The sequence below is a fragment of the Nonomuraea basaltis genome (assembly GCF_005893125.1).
GTDB classification, from domain to species: domain Bacteria; phylum Actinomycetota; class Actinomycetes; order Streptosporangiales; family Streptosporangiaceae; genus Nonomuraea; species Nonomuraea basaltis.
This window is the reverse complement of sequence record NZ_VCJS01000024.1, coordinates 43,286-64,834: the sequence shown is the minus strand read 5'-3', so window position 1 is coordinate 64,834 and position 21,549 is coordinate 43,286. Positions and strand designations below refer to the sequence as shown.

Annotated in this window: 17 protein-coding genes and 1 pseudogene; 8 read left to right on the top strand and 10 right to left on the bottom strand. The window is 71.2% G+C overall.

All coding sequences use genetic code 11. From position 1 onward, the window contains the following. Positions 1 to 72 precede the first annotated feature (72 nt). From rpsA to EJK15_RS14360, 3 genes are all read left to right on the top strand, one after another. Positions 73 to 1,557, top strand: coding sequence for a 30S ribosomal protein S1 (gene rpsA, locus EJK15_RS14370; RefSeq protein WP_138710898.1), 1,485 nt, complete (start codon positions 73 to 75; stop codon positions 1,555 to 1,557). 135 nt (positions 1,558 to 1,692) lie between these two features. Next, positions 1,693 to 2,826 (top strand): epoxide hydrolase family protein, encoded by a 1,134-nt coding sequence (locus tag EJK15_RS14365; RefSeq protein ID WP_138710897.1) that lies wholly within the window; start codon positions 1,693 to 1,695, stop codon positions 2,824 to 2,826. Positions 2,827 to 2,837: 11 nt separating this feature from the next. Beyond that, positions 2,838 to 3,344 carry a GNAT family N-acetyltransferase gene (locus EJK15_RS14360; RefSeq protein WP_138710927.1) on the top strand — a complete coding sequence of 169 codons (507 nt, stop codon included), beginning with the start codon at positions 2,838 to 2,840 and terminating at the stop codon, positions 3,342 to 3,344. 277 nt (positions 3,345 to 3,621) lie between these two features. Here the strand turns inward: EJK15_RS14360 and EJK15_RS78440 are convergent. Further along, positions 3,622 to 3,912, bottom strand: a pseudogene (locus EJK15_RS78440) (Clp protease N-terminal domain-containing protein); the annotation flags it as partial. Between the two features lie 51 nt (positions 3,913 to 3,963). On the opposite strand from EJK15_RS78440, the gene coaE reads away from it, so the two are divergent. Further along, positions 3,964 to 4,566, top strand: a complete 603-nt coding sequence (gene coaE / locus EJK15_RS14350; RefSeq protein ID WP_138710895.1) for a dephospho-CoA kinase — start codon at positions 3,964 to 3,966, stop codon at positions 4,564 to 4,566. 93 nt (positions 4,567 to 4,659) lie between these two features. Here the strand turns inward: coaE and EJK15_RS14345 are convergent, their stop codons facing one another. Together EJK15_RS14345 and EJK15_RS14340 are read right to left on the bottom strand one after the other, a co-directional pair. Continuing rightward, positions 4,660 to 5,220, bottom strand: a complete 561-nt coding sequence (locus tag EJK15_RS14345) for a hypothetical protein (RefSeq protein ID WP_138710894.1) — start codon at positions 5,218 to 5,220, stop codon at positions 4,660 to 4,662. 158 nt (positions 5,221 to 5,378) lie between these two features. After that, positions 5,379 to 10,949, bottom strand: a complete 5,571-nt coding sequence (locus EJK15_RS14340; protein WP_138710893.1) for a WD40 domain-containing protein — start codon at positions 10,947 to 10,949, stop codon at positions 5,379 to 5,381. A gap of 58 nt (positions 10,950 to 11,007) precedes the next feature. On the opposite strand from EJK15_RS14340, the gene EJK15_RS14335 reads away from it, so the two are divergent. Then, positions 11,008 to 12,180: an ArsB/NhaD family transporter gene (locus EJK15_RS14335; RefSeq protein ID WP_240776968.1), complete on the top strand. Its 1,173-nt coding sequence runs from the start codon at positions 11,008 to 11,010 to the stop codon at positions 12,178 to 12,180. 7 nt (positions 12,181 to 12,187) lie between these two features. Here EJK15_RS14335 and EJK15_RS14330 read toward each other — a convergent pair whose 3' ends face one another. From EJK15_RS14330 to EJK15_RS14315, 4 genes are all read right to left on the bottom strand, one after another. After that, on the bottom strand, positions 12,188 to 12,430 hold the full coding sequence (locus EJK15_RS14330; RefSeq protein ID WP_138710891.1) for a hypothetical protein: 243 nt from the start codon (positions 12,428 to 12,430) through the stop codon (positions 12,188 to 12,190). Between the two features lie 105 nt (positions 12,431 to 12,535). Continuing rightward, positions 12,536 to 13,336, bottom strand: coding sequence for an inositol monophosphatase family protein (locus EJK15_RS14325; RefSeq protein WP_138710890.1), 801 nt, complete (start codon positions 13,334 to 13,336; stop codon positions 12,536 to 12,538). 10 nt (positions 13,337 to 13,346) lie between these two features. Beyond that, positions 13,347 to 13,967 carry a hypothetical protein gene (locus tag EJK15_RS14320; RefSeq protein ID WP_138710889.1) on the bottom strand — a complete coding sequence of 207 codons (621 nt, stop codon included), beginning with the start codon at positions 13,965 to 13,967 and terminating at the stop codon, positions 13,347 to 13,349. A 9-nt stretch (positions 13,968 to 13,976) separates the two neighbouring features. Beyond that, complete coding sequence (locus tag EJK15_RS14315; RefSeq protein ID WP_240776967.1) at positions 13,977 to 15,050, bottom strand: hypothetical protein; 1,074 nt, start codon at positions 15,048 to 15,050, stop codon at positions 13,977 to 13,979. 148 nt (positions 15,051 to 15,198) lie between these two features. On the opposite strand from EJK15_RS14315, the gene EJK15_RS14310 reads away from it, so the two are divergent. After that, positions 15,199 to 15,984, top strand: a complete 786-nt coding sequence (locus EJK15_RS14310) for a class I SAM-dependent methyltransferase (protein WP_138710888.1) — start codon at positions 15,199 to 15,201, stop codon at positions 15,982 to 15,984. Here EJK15_RS14310 and EJK15_RS14305 read toward each other — a convergent pair. The 3 genes from EJK15_RS14305 to EJK15_RS14295 are packed head-to-tail and all read right to left on the bottom strand — an operon-like array spanning position 15,981 to position 19,630. Beyond that, complete coding sequence (locus EJK15_RS14305; RefSeq protein ID WP_138710887.1) at positions 15,981 to 16,754, bottom strand: sporulation protein; 774 nt, start codon at positions 16,752 to 16,754, stop codon at positions 15,981 to 15,983. The genes EJK15_RS14310 and EJK15_RS14305 overlap by 4 nt on opposite strands. Positions 16,755 to 16,763: 9 nt before the next feature. Beyond that, on the bottom strand, positions 16,764 to 18,005 hold the full coding sequence (locus tag EJK15_RS14300; RefSeq protein ID WP_138710886.1) for an SPFH domain-containing protein: 1,242 nt from the start codon (positions 18,003 to 18,005) through the stop codon (positions 16,764 to 16,766). Next, the gene (locus EJK15_RS14295; protein ID WP_138710885.1) at positions 18,005 to 19,630 is read right to left on the bottom strand and encodes an SPFH domain-containing protein; all 1,626 of its coding nucleotides are present in this window, start codon (positions 19,628 to 19,630) and stop codon (positions 18,005 to 18,007) included. The genes EJK15_RS14300 and EJK15_RS14295 overlap by 1 nt, the downstream gene beginning before the upstream one ends. Positions 19,631 to 19,772: 142 nt before the next feature. Between EJK15_RS14295 and EJK15_RS14290 the strand changes: the two genes are divergently transcribed. Together EJK15_RS14290 and EJK15_RS14285 are read left to right on the top strand one after the other, a co-directional pair. Beyond that, positions 19,773 to 20,687: an ABC transporter ATP-binding protein gene (locus EJK15_RS14290; protein WP_138710884.1), complete on the top strand. Its 915-nt coding sequence runs from the start codon at positions 19,773 to 19,775 to the stop codon at positions 20,685 to 20,687. Continuing rightward, positions 20,684 to 21,538, top strand: a complete 855-nt coding sequence (locus EJK15_RS14285) for an ABC transporter permease (RefSeq protein WP_138710883.1) — start codon at positions 20,684 to 20,686, stop codon at positions 21,536 to 21,538. The genes EJK15_RS14290 and EJK15_RS14285 overlap by 4 nt, the downstream gene beginning before the upstream one ends. Positions 21,539 to 21,549 lie beyond the last annotated feature (11 nt).

Sequence of the window (21,549 nt, the reverse complement as noted above, 5' to 3'; positions counted from 1 at the left end):
CTTGATGCGGAAGAGGGCCTGCCGCGCATCCGCCACATCGACATCCTGTCCGCGTTCGGAGCAATTCCACACATGACGTCCAGCACTGAGGCCACCTCGAGCACCCCGCAGGTAGCGGTCAACGACATCGGGTCCGAGGAAGCCTTCCTCGCCGCGATCGACGAGACCATCAAGTACTTCAACGACGGCGACATCGTCGAGGGCACCGTCGTCAAGGTCGATCGAGACGAGGTCCTTCTCGATATCGGCTACAAGACCGAGGGAGTCATTCCCTCGCGCGAGCTTTCGATCAAGCACGATGTCGATCCGGCTGACGTCGTGGAGGTCGGCGAACACGTCGAGGCCCTCGTTCTCCAGAAGGAGGACAAGGAGGGCCGCCTGATCCTGTCCAAGAAGCGTGCTCAATACGAGCGCGCCTGGGGCACGATCGAAAAGATCAAGGACGAGGACGGCATCGTCACCGGCACCGTCATCGAGGTCGTCAAGGGTGGTCTCATCCTCGACATCGGCCTCCGTGGCTTCCTCCCGGCGTCCCTGGTCGAGATGCGCCGTGTCCGCGATCTGCAGCCGTACGTCGGGCGCGAGCTCGAGGCCAAGATCATAGAGCTCGACAAGAACCGCAACAACGTGGTCCTGTCGCGCCGCGCCTGGCTTGAGCAGACGCAGTCCGAGGTTCGCCAGACGTTCCTCAACACCCTTCAGAAGGGTCAGGTCCGCAAGGGCGTCGTCTCCTCGATCGTCAACTTCGGCGCATTCGTGGACCTCGGCGGCGTCGACGGACTGGTCCACGTGTCCGAGCTGTCCTGGAAGCACATCGACCACCCGTCCGAGGTGGTCGAGGTCGGCCAGGAGGTCACGGTCGAGGTCCTCGACGTCGACATGGAGCGCGAGCGCGTCTCCCTGTCGCTCAAGGCCACCCAGGAAGACCCGTGGCAGCAGTTCGCCCGCACCCACCAGATCGGCCAGGTCGTGCCGGGCCGCGTCACCAAGCTGGTGCCGTTCGGCGCGTTCGTCCGGGTCGAGGAGGGCATCGAGGGCCTGGTCCACATCTCCGAGCTGGCCGAGCGCCACGTGGAGATTCCGGAGCAGGTCGTCCAGGTCGGCGACGAGATCTTCGTGAAGATCATCGACATCGACCTCGACCGTCGTCGCATCAGCCTCTCGCTGAAGCAGGCCAACGAGGGCGTGGGCACCGAGGTCGAGTTCGACCCGACGCTCTACGGCATGGCGGCCACCTACGACGAGCACGGCAACTACATCTACCCCGAGGGCTTCGACCCGGAGACCGGGGAGTGGCTGGAGGGCTTCGACAAGCAGCGTGAGGAGTGGGAGCGGCAGTACGCCGAGGCTCAGACCCGCTTCGAGGCCCACAGGAAGCAGATCGAGGAGGCCCGCAAGGCCGAGGCCGAGGCGGGCGAGGCCGCTCCCTCGTCCTACACCGGCGAGACGCAGCCCCAGCCGGGCAGCTCCTCGTCGTCGGCTCCCGCCAGTGGCGCGCTCGCCTCTGACGAGGCGCTCGCGGCCCTGCGCGAGAAGCTCGCGGGCGGCCAGAGCTGAGGCTCGTTTTAGGTCTGTGGCTTAAGGCCTAGCCTTACGGAAGGCCCCGTACATTCCTTGTACGGGGCCTTTCGCATGGCCCGGCCCGGCCAATGCGGAACGGAACCTTCCGCTTTCGTGCCTAGGGTCGTGGGCATGGACGAGATCAAGCCATTTCGCATCGACATCCCGCAGGCCGACCTCGACGACCTGGGAGAGCGGCTGCGGCGTACCAGGTGGGCCGGGCAGCTGCCCGGCGGATGGAGTCGCGGCGTGCCGGTCGCCTACCTGCGCGAGCTGGCCGGATACTGGGCCGGCGAGTTCGACTGGCGGGCGCAGGAGGCCAGGCTGAACACCTTTCCCCAGTTCACCACCGAGATCGACGGGCAGACCATCCACTTCCTGCACGCGCGCTCGCCGGAGCCGGGCGCGCTGCCGCTGATCGTCACGCACAGCTGGCCGAACTCCGTCGCCGAGTTCCTGGACGTCATCGGGCCGCTCACCGACCCGCGCGCCCACGGGCTCGACCCCGCCGTGGCCTTCCACGTCGTCGCCCCTTCACTGCCCGGGTTCGCCTTCTCGCCGTTCCCCGAGCCCGCCGACGAGCGGCCGTGGAGCATCGCGCGGGTGGCGAGCGCGTGGGCCGAGCTGATGCGCCGGCTCGGGTACGACCGGTACGGCGCCTACGGCAACGACGCCGGAGCGCTGGTCACGCCCCAGCTTGCGGTGCTCGACCGCGAGCACGTGGCCGGCGCGCTCATCACGGCCGGGCTCGGCATCCCCACCGGCGACCCGGCCGAGCTCGCGGGGGCGAGCGAGGAGGAGCTGGCCGAGCTGAAGGAGATGGCCGGGCGGATGGCCGGAGGCAGCGGGTACGCGCCCTACCTCGCCGCCAGGCCCCAGACGCTCGCGTACGGGTTCGCGGACTCGCCGGTGGCGCAGCTCGCGTACCTGGTGGAAAGGTTCAGGGAGTTCGACGGGTGGTCGGAGACGGCCGAACCCATCGACCGGGATCTGCTGCTCACCAACGCGAGCCTCTACTGGCTGACGGAGACCGGCGGATCGTCCTCCTGGACGTACTACGACGGGGCGGCCGGCATGCCCATCGACCAGACCGCGGTGCCGACCGGGACGACGCACGGCGGGCCCGCGCTGCTGCGGCGGATCGCCGAGCGCGAGAACGACATCGTGTACTGGGGGGACGCGCACAGTCCCAGCCACATGGTGGCCATGGCTACGCCGGACTCGCTGGTGGCGGGCATTCGCGCCTTTTTCCGAATGGTTCGGTGACCAAGGCACGTATGCCGCGCGTGGCCGATAGGGTGCTGCGCGTGAGGATCGAGCGGGCGGTGGCGGCGGACGCGGGAGAGATCCTCACCGTGCAGCGGGCGGCTTACGTGAGCGAGGCCCAGCTCTACGGCGACCCGTACATTCCGCCGCTCATCGAGTCGCTGGAGCAACTGCGCAAGGTCGTCGAGACCGCCGTCGTGCTGAAGGCGCTCGACGGGGGCCGGATCGTCGGCGCGGTACGCGGGCGGCTGTCCGGCACCACCTGCCTCGTCGGCCGCCTCGTCGTCGCGCCCGACCGGCAAGGTCAAGGGCTGGGCACGGCCCTGCTGGGCGCGCTGCACGAGCAGGTGCCGGAGGCGACGGCGTTCGACCTGTTCACCGGGCACCTGTCGGAGGTGAACCTGCGGCTCTATCGCCGCCTGGGCTACCGGGAGACGCACCGGGAGCGGATGGACGATCACCTGATGATGGTTCATCTGCGCAGGCAGCTGCCAGATCGATCCCCTCCTCCGCGATGATCATGGCGCGGCCCAGGTCGTCGTCGACCCAGTTCCAGCCCCACCGCCACTCCGAGCCCGGCGGATGCTCCGCGTTCAGCCGGTCGAGCACCGGCCGCAGCCTGGACGCGGGCACGACGATCTGGTGCCGGCCCCGCCAGGGGACGTGGACGGGGGGGTCGAGCGGTGGCACGGGGACGCCGTGCCCCCGCAGCGCCGCCACGACCTGCGCCGGGTCCAGGCCGAACTGGTGCAGTGGGGTCGCGTCCCGGTCCCAGGCGTCGAAGGCCAGCGCGAGAAGCCAGTGCTCGGGCGCCGGGAGCCGGACGCCCGAGGCGAGCGCCAGGCCGGTGGCGACGCCGTACAGCTCGTGGAACGCCGGACTGGCGAAGCCGCCGGCTCCGTGGCCCGGCCTCGCCCCGTGGTGCAGGCATTCCAGCGCCCGCGCCCGGTCGAGCCCGGCCTCGGTCAGCACGCGAGCGGCGATCGAGTCACCGTCGAGCAGGGCCAGCACGACGTGCGGCGGCCCCACCCAGTCGTCCCCGGCCGCCGCGGCCTGGTCGTGCGCCGCCCGTACGATCGTGGTCATCATGCCTACGATGATGACCCCGTATGCCTCGATGGTGGATAGGCTTTTGCGGTGTTGAAGATTGGGCTCACCGGCGGCATCGGCTCCGGCAAGAGCGAGGTGTCCAAGCGGCTGTCGGCCAGGGGCGCCGTCGTGATCGACGCTGACAAGATCGCGCGTGAGGTGGTCGAGCCGGGCACGGCCGGCCTGGCGCGGGTGGTGGCCGTGTTCGGGGACGAGGTCCTGCGTCCCGACGGCTCGCTCAACAGGGAGAAGCTGGGGTCCATCGTCTTCGCCGACTCCGAGAGGCTGGCGGCGCTCAATGCGATCGTCCATCCGCTGGTGGGGGAGCGGGTGGCGCACCTGCAGGGGCAGGCGGCAGACGACGCGATCGTGGTCTACGACGTGCCGCTGCTGGCGGAGAACAAGCTGGCGCCGATGTACGACGTGGTCATCGTCGTGGACGCGGCCGACGAGGTACGCATCAGGCGGCTGGCCGAGCACCGCAGGATGCCGGAGGCCGACGCCAAGGCCCGCATCGCCGCGCAGGCGAGCCGGGAGGACCGGCTGGCGGTCGCGGACATCGTGGTCCCGAACGAGGGTTCGCTGGAGGAGCTGGACGCGCGGGTGAGCGACGTGTGGGACGAGCTCGTAAGGCGTGCCGCCCGCGGCTGACCGGCCGGCCGGCGTCGGCCTGCCCGCCGGCCGGTACAGGCGGGGAGATCACCGGTGTGGCGGTGGCGGTGGCCGGCGGGCTCGTGTGGCCGCTCACGGCGGAATCGCTCGAGTGGCGGGTCCGCCGGACGTCTTCCTGGGGCGGACCACCTGTGGGCGGACGGAGCGCGGCCGGGCCCCTCGCATCCGTGTCGAGCGTGCCCCCTGCGGCCGGATCACTCCGGGTGCGGTTGAGACGCCGGCTGCGGTGCTCGGGGCCGGAGTGGCGGAGACTGGCGTGCCCGTGGCCGGGACGCCGGGGTCCGGGGCGCTGGAGGGCGGGGTTCCGGAGCGCCGGGCGGCCGGGATCGGGGTGGCCGCGGGGCGGCGGGTGAGGGCTGCCGCGGGCGGCGTGGTGCGTTCGACGGCCGGATCGGGCACGGAGTCCAGGGTGGTCTGGAAGCCGGGGATGCCGATCAGGATCCCCGCCAGGACCAGGTTGAGCACTCCGGCCAGGACCACCGCGATCTTGACGGTCCGCCACCGCCGTCCAGAGCCGCTGGTCGCGGCTGACCGGCGACCAGTGCCGTCCGTGCCGGGCGCGAGCGGCCGGTGTCCAGAGTCCTTCTCGCCTGTGATAGCTGACCGGTGCTCGGCGTCCCTCTGATCGGTCACGACGAGAGCTCCGGGCAGGTAGCCATACGTGATCCCCTTCGCGATGCTCGGCGCCACCGAAACGATCTAGACATGGATCCTTCCACAGTCGCCGCCGCGAGAGGCCGTTGACGGACCCGCCGCCGTGCGCGCCGCGCCCGGATCCCGATGAGCGAGGCTCAGAAGGGTGAGTCGAGCGGCACCTGCTGCACCCCTGTCAGGTAGGGGTCCAGCTCGCCCAGCTCGAACCGCGACATCCCGATGACGTGCCAGAACTGCCCGGCCGGCTCCCCCTGGATCTTGTAGCGGCCGTCCGGCGCCAGCGCCGCCCACCCCTCGGGCAGCCCGAGCAGGGTCGCCCGCCGCTCATCCCCCTCCCAGAGAATCACCACGCCGTCGTCGCCCGCACTGGCCAGCAGGTCGGAGACGGGGCTGAAGGCGACCGACCAGACGCGGCGGGCGTGCCCGGCCAGCGCGTGCAGCGGCCGGCCGCTCGCGACGTCCCACACCCGTACCAGCTGGTCGTCGCCCCCGGTGGCCAGGCGGTCGCCGGAGGCGTTGAACGCCACGCTCCACAGCCGCCCCTCGTGCCCGGCGAGCGTGTGCATCAGCCGCGGCTGCCAGGGCTGGCCGGGCCGCAGCTCCCACACCATGGCCCGGCCGTCGTTGCCGGCGCTGGCCAGATGGCGTCCGGAGGGGGAGAAGGCCACCGAGTAGACCCGGTCGGTGTGCCCTTCGAGGGTCGCCACCCGGCCGCCGGAGGCGACGTGCCAGATGCGGACGAGCTTGTCGTCGCAGCCCGTGGCCACGTACGCGCCGTCGGGGCTGAAGGCGATCGAGCGGACGCGCCCGCGGTGGTCCATCAGGTTGCCCGCCAGCCGCCCGGTCCATCGGTACCACAGGCGCACGCTGTCGTCGTCGTTGGCCGTGGCGAGAATGTCGGCGTCGGGGCTGAACGCCTCGGCCCACACGTGGTCGGTCTCGGCGTTCAGCTCGCGCTCGTACTCGCCGGTGACGGCGTTCCACAGGTGCACGCCGCCGTCGTTGCTGGAGGTGGCCAGCAGGGGACCGGCGGGGGAGAACAGGGCCGAGATCAGCCGGTCGGCGGTGCCGGTGATCTCCCGCAGCCGGCGCCCGGTGCGCGGCTCCCACAGGCGTACGACGCCGTCGTTGCCGCTGGTCACCAGCATCGAGCCGTCGGCGCTGAACCGGACCGACGAGATCCGCCGCCCGTGCCCGCGCAGCACCCGCTGACATTTGCCCGTGCCGGGGTCCCACAGCCGCACCGTGCCGTCGTTGCTGCTCGTGGCGAGCTGACGCCCGTCCGGCCGGTAGGCGAACGGCCAGGCCGAGCTGCGGTGCCCGGACAGCTCCACCCGCTGCCCGCCGTCCACCGGGTGCAGCCTGATCACGCCGCTGGAGTCGCCGCTCGCCACGGTGCGGCCGTCAGGGCTGAACGCCACGTGGTAGACGAACGCCGGGTGCGTGGTGAGCACCCCGTGCGCCGCGCCGCCCACCGGATCCCAAAGGCGGACGCTGCAGGCCGTGTCGCCGCTCGCCAGCAGCGAGCCGTCGGGCGAGAACGCCACGCAGTAGATGCTGCCCTGGTGGCCGGTCAGCGTGTGCAGCGGCGCCCACGTGGCGGTGTCCCACACCCTGAGGGTGCCGGCCTCGTCGCCGGTGGCCAGCAGGTGGCCGTCGGGGCTGTGCACCGCGCGGTAGACGCTGCCGCGGTGGCCCTCGAGCGTGCGCGTCAATCGCCCGGAGGCGAGGTCCCAGACGCGCACGACGCCCGCCGAGTCGCCCGTCACCAGTGCCGAGCGGCCGAACGAGGCGGTGTAGACGGGCGCCTGGTGCCCGTCCAGCTCGTGGACCAGGTGCCCGGTGGCCGTCTCCCACACGCGCACGACTCCGTCGCCGCCGCCGGCCGCCACCAGGTCGCCCGCAGGGCTCACGCGCACCGGCCAGACGCCGTCGGCGTGCCCGGACAGCGTGTGCCGCCGCTCGCCGGTGAGGGCGTCCCACAGCACGACGGTGCCGTCGCTCGCGCCTGTGGCGAGCAGGTCGCCCGCGAAGATGACGGCGTAGACGCGGCCCCGGTGCCCCTGCAGCGTGCGCACGGGCGCGCCGCCGACGCACAGCAGCACGCCGCCGTCCTCGTTGCCGATCGCGACGGTGGCGCCGTCGGGGCTGTACGCGATCGGCTCGGGCAGGCGGCTGGTCTGGAAGTGGTATCCGTACGGGACGCCGATTCCGGCGGGTGCGAACTCCACCTCCACCGGCTGCCCGGGCACCACCGCCGCGCCGGGCAGGTGCGGCAGCGTACCGGTCACGTTGATCAGCGAGGCACGGTGCCAGCGGGCGCCCTCGACGGTCACATCGCTCAGGTCCACCTGCGCCAGCCGCGCCCCCGACAGGTCCGCGCCGGTCAGGTCGGCCCCGGTCAGCACGGCGCCGTCCAGCCGGGCGCCGACGAGCTTGGCGTCGCGGAGGGTGGCCCTGGACAGGTTCGTGCCGGCCAGCGTCGCCTCGGACAGGTCGGCGCCGGTCAGGTCCACCTCCCGCAGGTCCCTGGACGACAGGTCCTCGCCCTTGAGGTTGGCGCCGCGCAGGTCGGCGCGGGCGGGGGTGCGCAGCCTGGCCGCGATCTTGACCGCGTTCGCCCTGGCCACGTCGTCGGCGGGCGGATCCGCCACCCACGCGCGCAGCTTCCGCACGTCGGCCAGATCGCACAGGAACTCCACCGTGAGCGCCGACAGCGGCCGGCGGGACAGCAGCGCGATGTTCTCCAAGGCGATGTACCTGGCGATCAGCCACTCCATCACCGACGCGTGGATGAACCCGAACATCCCCTCCTCGGTCCGCACCAGCAGGCTGCCCGAGCCCATCGCGTGCGCGGCGTGCGCGGCCGACAGCTGCCCGCTGGCCAGGTCGGTCAGCGTCTCGCCGATCTCGGTCAGCTCGTCCACACCCAGCAGCGACTCCCCGGACTCCCACAGCCGCAGCGCCAGCGCCGTCACCGCCCGCCGCAGCTCCTCGGTGCTCAGCGCCGCGGCCGAGCCGGGGATCCTGGCCCGCCGCTCCTCGAACGCGAGCCACGCGCCGAGGATCTCCTCGTACAGCAGCGCGGGGCTGATCGTGTGCCGGGCGCCGGCCACCGTACGCAGCCGGTCGGCGTCGAGGTCGGCGATGAAGCTGAGCATGCGCGGATTCTGCGCCAGCGCGAGCAGGTCCTTTATTTCGCCCATCAGCGACATGCGGGCCGTGGCCTCGTCGCCGTCGACGAACCTGTTGGCCAGGTAGGAGCGGATCTGGTCGCGTGTGAAGTCCTCGACGCTCAGCACCCGCCGCTGCGGCAGCACCCCCACCATCTCGCCGAGCGAGGTCAGCACCTGGCTGTGCGATTTGAAGTGCTGGGTGCGGCTGGCCACCACGATCTTCGCCTTGTCGTCGGCCGCCGCCAGCAGCGTGGCCAGGTGGTCGGCCGCCCGGTCGTAGGTCAGCCGGGTCACCAGCTCGTCGAACCCGTCGAACAGCAGCACGATCCGCCCCTGCCGGAGCAGGTAGCGGAACGCCTTGAGGTCGATGACCTCCTCGCCGTGGCCGGCCAGGTGCGCGGCCACCAGGGCGTCCACCGAGTGCGCCTTGTCGAGGGCGCGCAGCTCGATCAGGATCGGCGTCAGATGCGGCAGCTCGGCCGGGATGCGGCGGGCCAGCTCGCGCAGCGCGAACGTCTTGCCGTGGCCGAAGTCGCCCAGCAGCAGCAGGAACCGGCCGTGGTCGGCGGCCAGGAGGCGCATCAGCTCGTCGGTCAGCCCCTGCTTGACCTGGCTGCCCGGCCGGTCCAGCTCGCGGTAGCGCTGCGGCACGTACAGGTCGGGCGGGTAGCGGCGGTCGATCGTCAGCCTGGCCGTCTGCTCGGCGACGTAGCCGGTGAGGTCGAGCAGGCCCTGGAACTCGGTGAAGCTGCGCAGCCGCACCCCCTTGCGCATCAGGTCGTCGCGGACCGCGCGCGGGGCGGGCGGCCCCTGGTAGACCAGCTCGGCGGCCAGCCCGGCGGCGTGTGACTGCCGGACGAAGGCGTCCGCGGCGCTCTCGGTCAGCTCGCCGGCGTGCGCGCCGATCATCGTCTGCCGGACGAACCCGTCCTCCGGGTGGGTGACCACCAGGTGGGCGGCGAACCTGCGGATCCTGGCCCGCTCGTGCCTGGCCTCGCACACCTCGGTGATCCGGTCGAGCAGCAGCTCCACCGGGCTCGGCTCGCGCTCGTCCGGCTTCGGCCCGGGCGGCGGGACGGGCGGGCTCTCGCCGGTGAACGTCGCCCCCGCGGCCCGCCAGCGGCACGGCACCCGCTCCGGCTCGCCCCCCTCCGGCTGCCACGTGCGCATCCCGTCCGGGGTGATCTCGACGACCTGGTGCCGCCCGGCGCGCGGCGCCGCGACCCGGCCCTCGGCCGCCGTTTTCCCGGAGCCGCCGTGGAAGAGCAGGTTGAGCCGGTGCGCGAGCAGCCGGTCGAACGTCGGCGCGTCCCTCAGCGCGTCCGGCGGGTGCCCGATCGCGCCCAGCCGCAGCCACCCGCTCTCCTCGTACGGCCGCAACCGCTCGGCGAACCAGGCCGCCTGCCCCTCGCCCAGCAGCGCGTACGCGTCCCGCTCCAGATGGCTCATCGCCATCGTCGAGTTGAGCCCCGCCACGACCACCTTCAGATCGGGCACCTCGAACAGCGTCCACGGCTGCCCGCCGTCGAACACCCGGTCGTCCAGCCCCTGGTACACCTCGCCGAACAGCCCCGCGAAATGCCGCCACTTGGGCCAGTAGGGCGGCTGCGGGCTCACGTCGTCGGCCTCGCAGGTCATGAAGTAGGCGCTGGCGGCCGCCTTGGTGACGTCGCGCGGCCCGGGCAGCAGCACCAGCCGGTGCGGCTCCAGCCCGATCAGCAGCCGCAGATCGGTCACGAACCGCGTCGCCTGCCCGAACTGCCCCAGGCTGCCGGACTCGGTCAGGTCGCCGCTGACGACCATCAGGTCGGGGCGGGGCATGCCCCGGTCGTACATGGCGGTCAGGTCGGCCCAGATCCGCGCCTGCATGTCCTCCGGAGTGAACGGATCGCCGGGATCCGGCAGCGCCCGGCCGAAGCGGGGGCCGCCGACGTGGAGCACGCTGATCGACTCGCGCGCGCCGCCGGAGCCCGCCGCCGGCGGGAACGTGGGCGCCGTGACCGGCGCGCGCCGCGCCCTGGCCCGCTCGCCGGGCGGGGGCAGCGTCGGCGCGGCCGCCGGCACGCTGGAGCCGTCGGGGAACGCCGGCGCCGCCTCGGGCTTCGCGCGGCCCGACATCGCCTCCCTGACCCGGCCCAGCAGCAGCGCCCTGGCCTGTCCAGGATCGGTGACGCCCAGCAGGTCGACCCAGGTGATCGTGGACAGCAGGCCCTCCAGCTGGACGTCCTCGAGCCTGATCGTGACGAGCTTGTTGGAGGGGTTGTCCGGGTTCGCCCGCAGCGCCGCCTGCCACTCCATCCGCCCGTACCGCGAGGTCAGGTAGTTGCGCGAGAGCACCGCCACGACGAGCTGCGCCTCGCTGACCCCGCGATCCATGAAGTCGATGAAGTTGGTGCCGGGAACGAAGTCCCACGCCTGGATCATCGTCCGGTAGCCCGCCGCCTCGAGCTCCCAGGCGATCCACGTCGCCCACGCCGTGTCGGCCGGGGAGTAGCTGACGAAGATCTCGGTCGGCCTGCCGTCACGTGCCATGCCGCCCAGTATCCCTTGCGGCGTCGGGGTTTTGGAGACTGTGTGCGATCATCGTCACGTGTGGCGGCGTCTTGGCGTGCTCGATCTGATCAGGATCGGGCTGCTGGTTCTCGGGCTGGTCTTCTCATCGACCGGGCTGCTGCCGTGGGAGGACGCGGTCGAGAGCCTGAACGGGGTCGGCCCGCTGCTGATCTTCCTGGTCGCGATCATCGTGCTGGCCGAGTTGACCAAGGAGGCCCAGGTCTTCGACGCCATCGCGGCGCGGATGGCGGTGTTCGGCCGTGGTAACTATGCCGCCTTGTTCTTTCTTTGTGCGGCTTTCGCGTCTTTTGTCACGATATTTCTGAACCTGGACACGACCGCGGTCCTGCTCACCCCCGTCATGCTCGCCCTGGCCCCCAAGGCGCGCATCGCCGCCCTGCCCCTGGCCATGACCACGATCTGGCTGGCCAACACGGCGAGCCTGCTGCTGCCCGTGTCCAACCTGACGAACCTGCTCGGCATGGAGAAGATCGGCCTCGACGCCCAGGAGTTCGCCGCCCGCATGTGGGCGCCCCAGATCGCCTCCATCGCGGTGACGATGGCGTTCCTGTGGGCGTTCTACTGGCGCCGGGGCGAGCGGCGCGACCTGCGTTACACGCCGCCGGTGCTGGAGCCGGTCGCCGACCGCGTGCTGTTCGCCGCCGCGTCCGGAGGCTGCCTGCTGTTCATCGCGATGCTGCTGCTCAAGGCGCACGTCGCCGTCGCCGCCACCGCGGCCGCCGCGATCGTCGTGGGCGCCTTCCTGCTCCGCGCCCGCAAGCGCCTGACCTGGGGCCTGATCCCGTGGCAGCTGGTGATCTTCGTGACGGGGCTGTTCCTGGTGGTGCCCACGCTCAGCGCGCACGGCCTGTCCACCCTGATGACCTGGATGATCGGCACCGAGGGCGACCCCTACCGGACGGCGGCCGTGGGCGCCGGGCTGTCCAACGTGATCAACAACCTGCCCGCCTTCCAAGCGGTCGCGGCGGTCATCCCGGCCGGCGATCAGGACCGCCTGCTGGCCCTGCTGGCCGGCACGAACGTGGGCCCCGTCGTGACGCCATGGGCGTCGCTGGCCACGCTGCTGTGGTTCGAGTCGTGCCGCCGCCACGAGGTCAAGGTGCCGATGCGCCGCTTCCTGCTCACCGGTGCCGGGCTGGCCGTCGTGGGGCTGGCCACCACGGTGTGGGCGCTGGTCGCGTTCGGCTGAGCGGCGCTCACGCGGCGGCCAGCTCGTAGGCGCCGGCCACCGCGCCGAGCGCCCAGCGCATCCTCGCCACGTACGTCTCGGGGTGGTCGCCGGCCTCCTGCGCCACGTACGCCGCGCACCGGGCCGGGTCGCCGCCGCACGCGCACAGCCGCTCGTCCACGGCCTCGCGGATCTGGTACGGGGACACGTCGTCGGACGGCTGCAGGGCGGTCGTGAAGAGCACCTGCGCCAGTTCGGTGGTGGTCATCATGTCGAGCTCCCCTTCCACACGTGCCGTTCTCGGCACCCTCTAAATAGACGTCGAACGGCCGCGGAACTCATCGACATTCGACACACAAGAACTGAGGACTTTTCCTCAGTGGAGGAGGGAGAGGAGCCCGGGGAGGGCGCGCGGGTGGGCGGCGACGAAGCTGCGGTCCTCGGCCGGGGCGTCGATGCACGCCTCGAACGGGCCGCCGTCCAGCGCCCTGATCTCGATGCCGGCCTCCTGGGCGAGCAGTGCGCCCGCCGGCAGGTCCACCGCCTCGGCCCGGTAGCCGACGATGCCGTCGATGTCGCCGCGCGCCAGCATCGCCCACGCCAGCAGCGGCGCCCACAGCTGCAGCACCCGGCGCGCGTGCCGCTCCAGCGTCCACCTGAGCGCCCGCACGGTGTCGTCGCCCCTGGCCACGCTGTAGCCCTGGGTCCAGGCCAGCAGCGGCCCGTGCGGCCTCGGCGTGTACGGGGGCGCGAGACGTGCCCCTGACGAGGCCGTCGCCCCCCGTCCCCGGATGGCCGACCACGTCTCGGCGGAGACGGGCTCGTGCACCACGCCCAGCACAGGACGTCCGTCCTGGCACAGCGCCACGCCCACCACGTACGCGGGCAGCCCGATCGCCACGTTGTTGGTGCCGTCCAGCGGGTCGACCAGCCACGTCCACTCGCCGCCCGCCGCCCCGACCAGCCCCGACTCCTCGGCGATCACCGAATGCGCCGGGTAGGCCGTCAGGATGCGCTCCAGCAGCAGCTTCTCCGAGGCCAGGTCGAGATCGGTGACCACGTCGCCCGCGGTGCCCTTGGCCCTGACGCCGACCGCGCCGCGCATGCCCTCCAGGAGCAGCGCCCCGGCGGCCTCGGCGGCCTCGACGGCGACCGTGCGAGCGTGATCCAGGTCCATCGGGTACCCCTCAGGTCAGGTGCGCGGTGATCAGCCGGACGGCGAGAGCGGTCTCCCTGGCGTCCAGCGGCTGCCTGGACACGTGGTGCGGCCCGGCGCCGAGCGGCCCGAGCGACAGGTCGCGGCTGCCCGGCCGGCCGCGCCCGAGCGCGATCGTGGCCGCCTCGCCGCCCTCGGGGACGACGCTGCTGTGGAAGCGGCCGGCCGGCAGCGTGTACGTGTCGCCTGGCCCGAACACCTCCACCAGCCCCGTCGCGTGCCGCACGGTGCGGCGGGTGGGCGAGATCCGGTCGCCGTCGGCCCCGCTGACCACCTCGAACACCCGATGCGTGGCGTCCGCGCCGGCGTCGGTGACCTCAGCGTGCACGTTGCGCATCTGGCCGTAGAGCACGTGGCTGATCAGGTCCCAGCTGTGGCAGTGGATCTGCGACGTCGTGCTCTGTGCGTGCGCGAGCGAATCGGACCACAGATGCAGGCATACCCCCTCGCCACCGTCGCGCTCCAGTGGCAGGCAGACGAACCCCAGCGGGTGGCGCACCGCGGCCAGGCCGTCCGCGTCCGCCAGCACATCGAGGGCCCACGACCGGGCCCGGCCGTCGAGCAGCCGCCGGTGGACCTCACGCCGGCTCATGGCCCGCACTCACGTTCCGTCTCGTTGGTGAGCCGCTGGACGCGACTCACCATAAGGATCCACGGCGCGCAGCGCCTTGCGGGCGATGTCCACGACGTCGCGGCCGTTGTAGGACTTGGGCAGGGGCATCTCGATCCGCTCGAACAACTCCTGCACCTCCTCGATGGTGGGCTCGTCGCTCAGCGGCACCTTCTTGTACATCTCCAGCGGCACCCGCCGCGCCTGCTCGAAGCTGAGCCGCAGCTCGGTGTCGCAGTTCTCGTAGAAGAACGTGCCCGCCAGCGCCGTCATCGCCATGTTCGGGTCCTCGACCGTCATGATCAGGCGGGTGGCCGACAGGTCCCAGCGGAACGTCGTCATCGTCCGCGTCAGGCCGACCGCGATGTCCAGCAGTCCGTAGCGCTGGCGGTGCCAGAAGGCGGCCAGGATCGTCGCGTACGACTCCTTCCTGACCCGGTCCGTCGTCCATGTCTCGCCGGTGCCGTCGGGGATGTCGGACAGCGAGCGGCGGTAGTGGGCGTACGTCTCGCACACCTCGGCGTCGGACGGGTCGATGACCTCGACCCTGACCGTGAGGTGGCGCTTGTCCCTGCGGGCCGCGGCGACGCACGCGGGCAGGGTGACCGCCCGCAGGTAGGTGCCCGTGCCGCCCTTGAAGCTCCACCTGGTGGTGTCCTTGCGCGCCTCGGCGTGCGACTGCGCGATCTCCTGCCGGCTGCCCAGCACCCGGACGAGCTGCAGCGAGTCCAGGGCCCTGCGGGTGCTGTGGACGAGCGTCTCGATCTGCTCCATGCGGGCCAGCCGCACCGGCAGCTCGGCCAGCACGCCCGAGGTGATCGTCTTCTCGACGGGAGCCTGGCGGGCGCGGTCGCGCAGCAGCGCGGTGGCCACCAGCGCCATGATCACCAGGGTCGCGGCGGTCACGAGCTGGCGCTGGATGTCCTGGCCCTTTTGGCCGAAGATCTCGGGGGGCATGATGCCGAGCGCGCCGACCACGATGGCCAGGCCGAGCGCTATCGCGCCGTCGGCGTTTCGCGCCGCCCATGGGGCGACCCGCTTCACCGACGCCATGAACCGTGCCATCGCGCGCCCCGTCGTTCGACGATCAGTCAGTTCCCGTGGTCATGGTAACGACCGGGGCCGTGCGACCACCAGAGAGCGATCACGTAGCGAAAGATGCCGGAGAATATTGCCTCGAGCCCCGATCACCCGGTCGGTAGGATTCCTCGGCATGATCCTGGATCCTGACGTGCTGGGATACTACGAGCGCGGCGGCGAGCTGACCAGGCTGCGGCAGGGGCGCAACCGGCTGGAGTTCTGGCGCACCCGCGACGTGCTGCGGCGCACGCTGCCGCCGCCGCCCGCACGCGTGCTCGACGTGGGCGGCGGCACGGGCGTGCACGCCGAATGGCTGGCCGCCGGCGGTTATGACGTCGAGCTGATAGATCCCGTGCCGCTGCACGTGACGGAGGCGTCGGCGCTGCCCGGCGTGAGCGCGCGCCTCGGCGACGCCCGCGACCTGCCGGTCTCCGATGGGGAGGCGGACGCGGCGCTGCTGCTGGGCCCGCTCTACCACCTGCCCGAGCGCGCCGACCGGGTGCGCGCCCTGGCCGAGGCCCGCCGCGCCGTGCGCCCCGGCGGCGTGGTCGCCGCGGCCTACATCAGCCGGTACGCGGCCGTCCACGACACCATCTACCGCGGGCTCTTCCTCCATGAGGACCAGCGGGCGGCCGCTTATCGCGCGTTCCAGACCGGAGTTATGATCTCGCCCAGGACGGAGGGATTCCGCGGCTACCTCCACGATCCGGAGGAGATCCTCGGCGAGTTCGCCGACGCCGGCCTGCCCGAGCCGCGCCGCTACGGCCTGGAGGGCGCGTTCTGGCTCTACGGCGACGTCGACGCCTGGCTGGACGACGACGGGCGGCGCGAGCTGCTGCTCGACGCCGCCCGCCGCCTGGAGTCCGAGCCGTCCCTCCTCGGGGTCAGCGGCCACCTGCTGGCGGTGACGCGGGTCTAGAACCAGCCGCGCTTGCGGGCCATCTGCTCCAGGCCGCGCTGCAGGGCGCCGTCCGCCGAGTTCGGCGGGTCGTCGTAGCGGATCGTGAATCGGTTGTACGAGTCGTGGCTGGAGGTCAGGAAGCCGCCCCGCTTGTCGGCCTCCAGGATGACGTCCATCTGGCGCGGCCCGGCGATGAACGTCAGCTCCAGCTCGTTGAAGTGCCGCCGCCACTGCCCGCCGGCGTAGTACTCGATCTCCTGGAAGAACGGCATCGTCGAGCCGTACAGCGTGCCGCGCTCCAGGTCGGCCTTCTTGAACTGGAAGCCCAGCCGGTCGAGCGCGCCGATGACCTGCTCCTGGGCGGGCAGCGGGCTGACGAACAGCGGGTCGAGGTCGCCCTTGTCGAGCGCGCCCGCGAGCGCCAGCTCCGTCTGCACGCCCAGCTTCATGCCGTGCAGGGGATGCCCGGCGATAGCGCTGATGGGCGTCTCCCACGGCACCATGATCTCGAAAGGCTGCTGGTGCTGCGCGCCCGCGGGCAGTTGGAACGTCCCCGCGACCTGCTGGCGCAGGAAGCTGTAGGACGTCTTGTACTCGTTGTCGCCCTGCTCGATTTCAACGACCGCGGTCAGGTCGATGTGGATGCCCTCGACCTTGTAGTCGGAGTTGCCGCCACGGAAGTGCACGACGCCGCGCAGCGGTTCGCCGGGCCGCACGCCCGTGTTGGTCAACACTGTGTCTACCTCGACGCCCGCGCCGAACGCGGCCATCAACTTGCGGAACACCATGGGGTTCTCCTATGAGGAAGGTGTGTGGCCGTTCACTTGGCCGGTTCCCGTGCCCGAGATGCGGGGGAGCAACTGGGCCAGGAGGAGGGTGGTGAGCGCGGAGTCCGCCTGACCTTGCTGAGTGCGTACGATCAGCGGCTGGGGTGCGTTCTCCGTCAGTTTGGCGCCTACGTCGAGGCGCTTGCGGGCCAGCTCGTACTGCAGCACGGCCCGGTTGTCCCGGTACGACTCGGCCAGCCGGCGCAGCGCCTTGGCCTCGTTCTCGGCGGAGGTCAGGTCGGCCCGGCCGCGCGCCTCGATCTCCCACGTGACCCGCTGGGCCTCGGTCTCCTGCTCCTCCAGCATGCGCGCCACGTTCTTGCGCGCGTTGTTGTGGGCGGCCTTGACCTCGACCACGCGGGCGTCACGGGTCTTCTTGGAGCGCTCGATCTCCATCAGGAGGGTGTCGATGCGGCGCTTGCGGGTCAGCTCCCACTCGCGCTCGTAGGCCGACAGCTCCTTGGCGACCTTCTCGCGGGTGGCCAGGTGCTGCTGGTACTGGTCGGGCAGCTGGACGTCGGGGATGTTGGCGCCCATGACGCGCACGCCGTACCGGCCGAGCTGGCGGTTGAGCGCGTCCTGCATGTCGCCGACGTCGGAGCCGCGCAGGTCGTACGCGCGCTCGGTGTTGACCCGGCGGCTGCGCTGCCTGATCGCGTCCTGCACCGCGCTGGACAGCACGAGGTCGAAGTTGCCCGCGCCGATCGTGCGGACGAACGCGACGGGGTCCACGATGCGGAACTTCAGGAAGAACTCGATCGACTTCAGCGGCACGTTCTCCGCTGTGGGGCAGGCCACGATCGGCGCCGAGTACGGGATCTCGGTGGAGGTGTCGACGACCGCGTCCACCCGGTCCCACGGCAGCCACAGGTAGTGGCGGCCCGGCGGGAGCGTGGAGGTGATGGCGCCCCAGCGGCTGCGCACACCGGTGGTGCCCTCCTCGATCTCGATGATCGCCTTGCGCCACATCGTGAGCAGCGCCAGGAGCAGGAAGAACAGCGCCACCAGCGCCGCGATGACGGTGAGGTCGGTCAGAGCCGCCATGCCGGCGAAGTAGACCGCCAGGAACACCAGTGCCATCCACGTGAAGCCGCGCCGGTCCTTGGGGATCACGACGGGCACGAGCTGTCCCTGCTCGCCGCCGCGCAGCAGCTGGCGGATCTCGCCCCAGGAGGCCAGAGACTCCTTGATCTTCGAGAACTCGCGTGTCATCAGACCTCACCCTCACCCTGTACGTGGTGCCTGCCGCCCGGCAGCAGGCGCTCGACCGTCCGTTCTAGGTCACGATCGGGCTCCGGCGGAGCCTGGGGCTCGGTCACGTCGGCGGCGGCCTTCTTGAGCAGGGCGCTGATCTCGTCCTCGCGGCCCTGCACGCGCGCGCCGATCTCGTCGAGCCTGGAGCGGATGGCGGCCATGTCCTCGGGCGAGAACAGGACCGCGCCCTTGCCGCCCACCAGCTGCTGCGCCAGGGCCAGGAAGTCGATGTCGGTCTGCTCGCCCACCTGCACGACCTGCGGCAGCCTGGTGGCGACCGACTCCAGCTTGGTCAGCAGGTCCTGCTGGAAGCGGTAGTCGAGGATCTCGGGCGCCTCGGCGGCCGACAGCGCCCTGATGTCCAGCGCCTGCGCCTCCAGCAGCGCGGAGTTGGCGTTGGCCGTGGACTCGGCCTCGACCAGGCGCTGCCTGGCCTGCGCCGTGGCCTGGTGGGTGGCGCGTTCGAGCGCGGTGTCCATGCGGGCCTGGTATCCGGCGATCTCCGCCTGGATGGCGCTCAGCGTCTCCTGCAGCCCCGCCAGCTCCTTGACCAGGTCGCCCTCGTTCTGCTCCTTGCGCAGCTGCAGCTCGTACTCGTAGGTGTAGGCCTCCTTGGCCACGCGGACCATCTCGGGGGCGGCCAGGTCCATGCGGTACTCCTGGCTGGACGGCTCGGCGTGCGTGATGTTCACGTCGGTGAGCCGTACGGCGGGCAGGAACTGCTGGTTGAGGTTCTCCAGCATGCCCATCGTGCTCTCGCCGACGAGGTCGTAGATCTCCTCGGCGCGCTGGGCGTAGATCAGGGAGCGGGTGACCTCGCTGATGGCGTTCTGGAGCTTGGACTGAAAGCCGCTGACCGAGCCGAGCACGAAGATGAACTCCGCCGGGTTCTCGATCCTGAACTGCAGGAACAGGTCCACGCTCGCCTTGACGCCCTGCTGGGTGGGTGCCTCGCTGATCGGCGCGTTGAACGGGTATTCGCGGGTGGTGTTGACGATGTAGCTGACCCGCTTCCACGGATTGAACAGCGTCACCCGGCCCGGGTCCGCGATGTGCACCAGCTTGCCGAACTTGGTGATCAGCGCCTTGCAGCCCTCGGGCACCATCACCACGCTGCGCCGCCACCACAGGAACGCGGCGGCCAGGACCAGCACGACCCAGTAGTGCGGGCCGAAGATCAGATCGGTGTTCGGGATGACGTTGCCGAGCGCGCCGATCAGGCCGAGCACCACCAGGATGCCCAGCGGCACGATCACCTTCGCGGTGGTGCCCTTGGGGATCACCACGGGGGAGATGACATGCATGCCGTTCTCGGCGAAGCTGCGGTTGACGATCTCGCCGGCCTCGTTCAGCGACGCCGTCCTGGCCTCGATGAGGGTGCCGACGGACACTCCGCCGTCGCGGGCCGCGGCGAAGTCGTGCGGATTCAGCGTGAAGCCCGGAGCCTGGCCGGCCAGTTGCCCCGCCTGGCCGACGACCTGCCCGACGGCCTGCCCCATCGCCTGTCGTACGTCACCCCCTTGGACAACCGCTTGGGCTAGGCCCTGACCTGCCTGGATGAAGGCCTCTCTGGGTCGTGACATGGAACCTTCCTTTGTCCGCTACAAGGCGAATCCGACGGTATCGGGTGTCACTTACTGTTCGCTTGCAATGGCGTGTCACATGTCTATTGCTTTATGTAGTAGGTGTGCTATTGATGTAGTAGACCTACTACTTGGAGGGTCCATGGGAGCAGTGAGGGAGCTCGTGGGCGGACTCGATCACGTGAACACGGAGGCCGCCATCGAGGTGAACGGCCTGCGGATGGCCTACGGGCCGAAGCAGGTGCTGCGGGGCGTCGACTTCACGGTCGGCGCCGGCGAGGTGATCGCCCTGCTCGGCCCGAACGGCGCGGGCAAGACCACGACGATCGAGATACTGGAGGGCTTCCGTGCGCCCTCAGGAGGCCGCGTGCGGGTGCTCGGCACCGAGCCGGTACGCGGCGACGAGCGCTGGCGGGCCAGGCTGGGCGTGGTGCTGCAATCGTGGCGCGACCACGGCCGCTGGCGGGTGCACCAGCTGCTGCACCACCTGAGCCGATACTACGAGCCGTACGCGAGGCCGGACCGGCCGCCGTTCGACACCGCCGAGCTGATCGAGGCGGTCGGGCTCGCCGAGCAGGCCGGCCAGCGGATCAACCGGCTCTCCGGCGGCCAGCGGCGCCGGCTCGACGTCGCGATCGGCATCGTGGGGCGGCCCGAGGTGCTCTTCCTCGACGAGCCGACCGCCGGCTTCGACCCACAGGCCAGGCGCGACTTCCACGACCTCGTCCACCGCCTGTCCGACCTCGACGACACCACCATCCTGCTCACCACGCACGACCTCGACGAGGCCGAGAAGCTCGCCGACCGGATCCTCATCCTGGCCGGCGGCAAGATCGTCGCCGACGGCAGCCCCGACCGGCTCTCCCGCGAGGTCTCCCGCGACGCCCAAGTGCGCTGGAGCCGCGGCGGCGAGCACTTCGTGCACGCCACGGAGGACGCCACCGGCTTCGTGCGGGAGCTGTTCGAGCAGCACGGCACCGAGATCGGCGACCTGGAGGTGCGCCGGGCCACGCTCGAGGACACGTACATGGCGATCCTGAAGAGGGAGGAAGCGTGAACCCCGCGCTGCACGTCGTCAGGCTCGGCCTGGACAGAGGCTGGGTCGAGTTCAGGAACAGCCTGACAAACCCGCAGGACATCGGCTTCAACGCCGTCTCCACGGTCGCCATCGTGGTCGTGCTGTTCTTCCAGCGTGACGCGACGGTCCCCGGCACCACCATCAGCCTGGCCAGTTTCACGCTGCCGAGCATCCTCGGCATGCTCGCCGCGTTCAACGGACTGATAGGCGCGGTCGGCACGATCGCCGTCGAGCGCGAGGACGGCACCCTGCTGCGCGCCAAGGCGGTCCCGCAGGGCATGCTCGGCTATCTCATCGGCCGGGTCGCGCTGCTGACGCTGCAGACCTTGATCAGCATGGTGATCGTGCTCGTGGCCGGGGTGATCCTGATGCCGGAGCTGGCCCGCGCCGGGATCGGCGGCCTGCTCGCCGTGCTGGGCATCACGCTGCTCGCGCTGATGGCAACCCTGCCCCTCGGCGCGGTCATCGGCTCGCTGGCCACCAGTCCGCAGACGGCCGCCGGGGTGTCGATGCTCACCGTCGGCGGGCTCACCGCCATCTCGGGCATCTTCTACCCGATCTCCGCTCTCGCGGGCTGGCTGCAGGCGGTCGCGCAGGGATTCCCGCTGTACTGGCTGGGGCTCGGAATGCGTTCGGCGCTCCTGCCGGACTCGATGGCGGCCATGGAGATCGGCGGGTCCTGGCGGCCGGTCGAGACGATCCTGGTGCTCGGCGCGTGGACGGTGGCGAGCCTGCTCATCGCACCCCCGATCCTGCGCAGGATGGCCCGGCGCGAGTCCGGCTCCGCGATGCAGGAGCGCAGGGACCGGGCGATGCAGCGCATCGGCTGAGAAGATACGCG

Coding starts and splice junctions, on each gene's coding strand:
- EJK15_RS14290 (WP_138710884.1), top strand. CDS start 19,773: ATGGGAGCAGTGAGGGAGCTCGTGGGCGGACTCGATCACGTGAACACG.
- EJK15_RS14360 (WP_138710927.1), top strand. CDS start 2,838: ATGCCGCGCGTGGCCGATAGGGTGCTGCGCGTGAGGATCGAGCGGGCG.
- EJK15_RS14300 (WP_138710886.1), bottom strand. CDS start 18,005: ATGACACGCGAGTTCTCGAAGATCAAGGAGTCTCTGGCCTCCTGGGGC.
- rpsA (WP_138710898.1), top strand. CDS start 73: ATGACGTCCAGCACTGAGGCCACCTCGAGCACCCCGCAGGTAGCGGTC.
- EJK15_RS14315 (WP_240776967.1), bottom strand. CDS start 15,050: ATGGCACGGTTCATGGCGTCGGTGAAGCGGGTCGCCCCATGGGCGGCG.
- EJK15_RS14320 (WP_138710889.1), bottom strand. CDS start 13,967: ATGAGCCGGCGTGAGGTCCACCGGCGGCTGCTCGACGGCCGGGCCCGG.
- EJK15_RS14310 (WP_138710888.1), top strand. CDS start 15,199: ATGATCCTGGATCCTGACGTGCTGGGATACTACGAGCGCGGCGGCGAG.
- EJK15_RS14325 (WP_138710890.1), bottom strand. CDS start 13,336: ATGGACCTGGATCACGCTCGCACGGTCGCCGTCGAGGCCGCCGAGGCC.
- EJK15_RS14330 (WP_138710891.1), bottom strand. CDS start 12,430: ATGATGACCACCACCGAACTGGCGCAGGTGCTCTTCACGACCGCCCTG.
- EJK15_RS14295 (WP_138710885.1), bottom strand. CDS start 19,630: ATGTCACGACCCAGAGAGGCCTTCATCCAGGCAGGTCAGGGCCTAGCC.
- EJK15_RS14340 (WP_138710893.1), bottom strand. CDS start 10,949: ATGGCACGTGACGGCAGGCCGACCGAGATCTTCGTCAGCTACTCCCCG.
- EJK15_RS14305 (WP_138710887.1), bottom strand. CDS start 16,754: ATGGTGTTCCGCAAGTTGATGGCCGCGTTCGGCGCGGGCGTCGAGGTA.
- EJK15_RS14365 (WP_138710897.1), top strand. CDS start 1,693: ATGGACGAGATCAAGCCATTTCGCATCGACATCCCGCAGGCCGACCTC.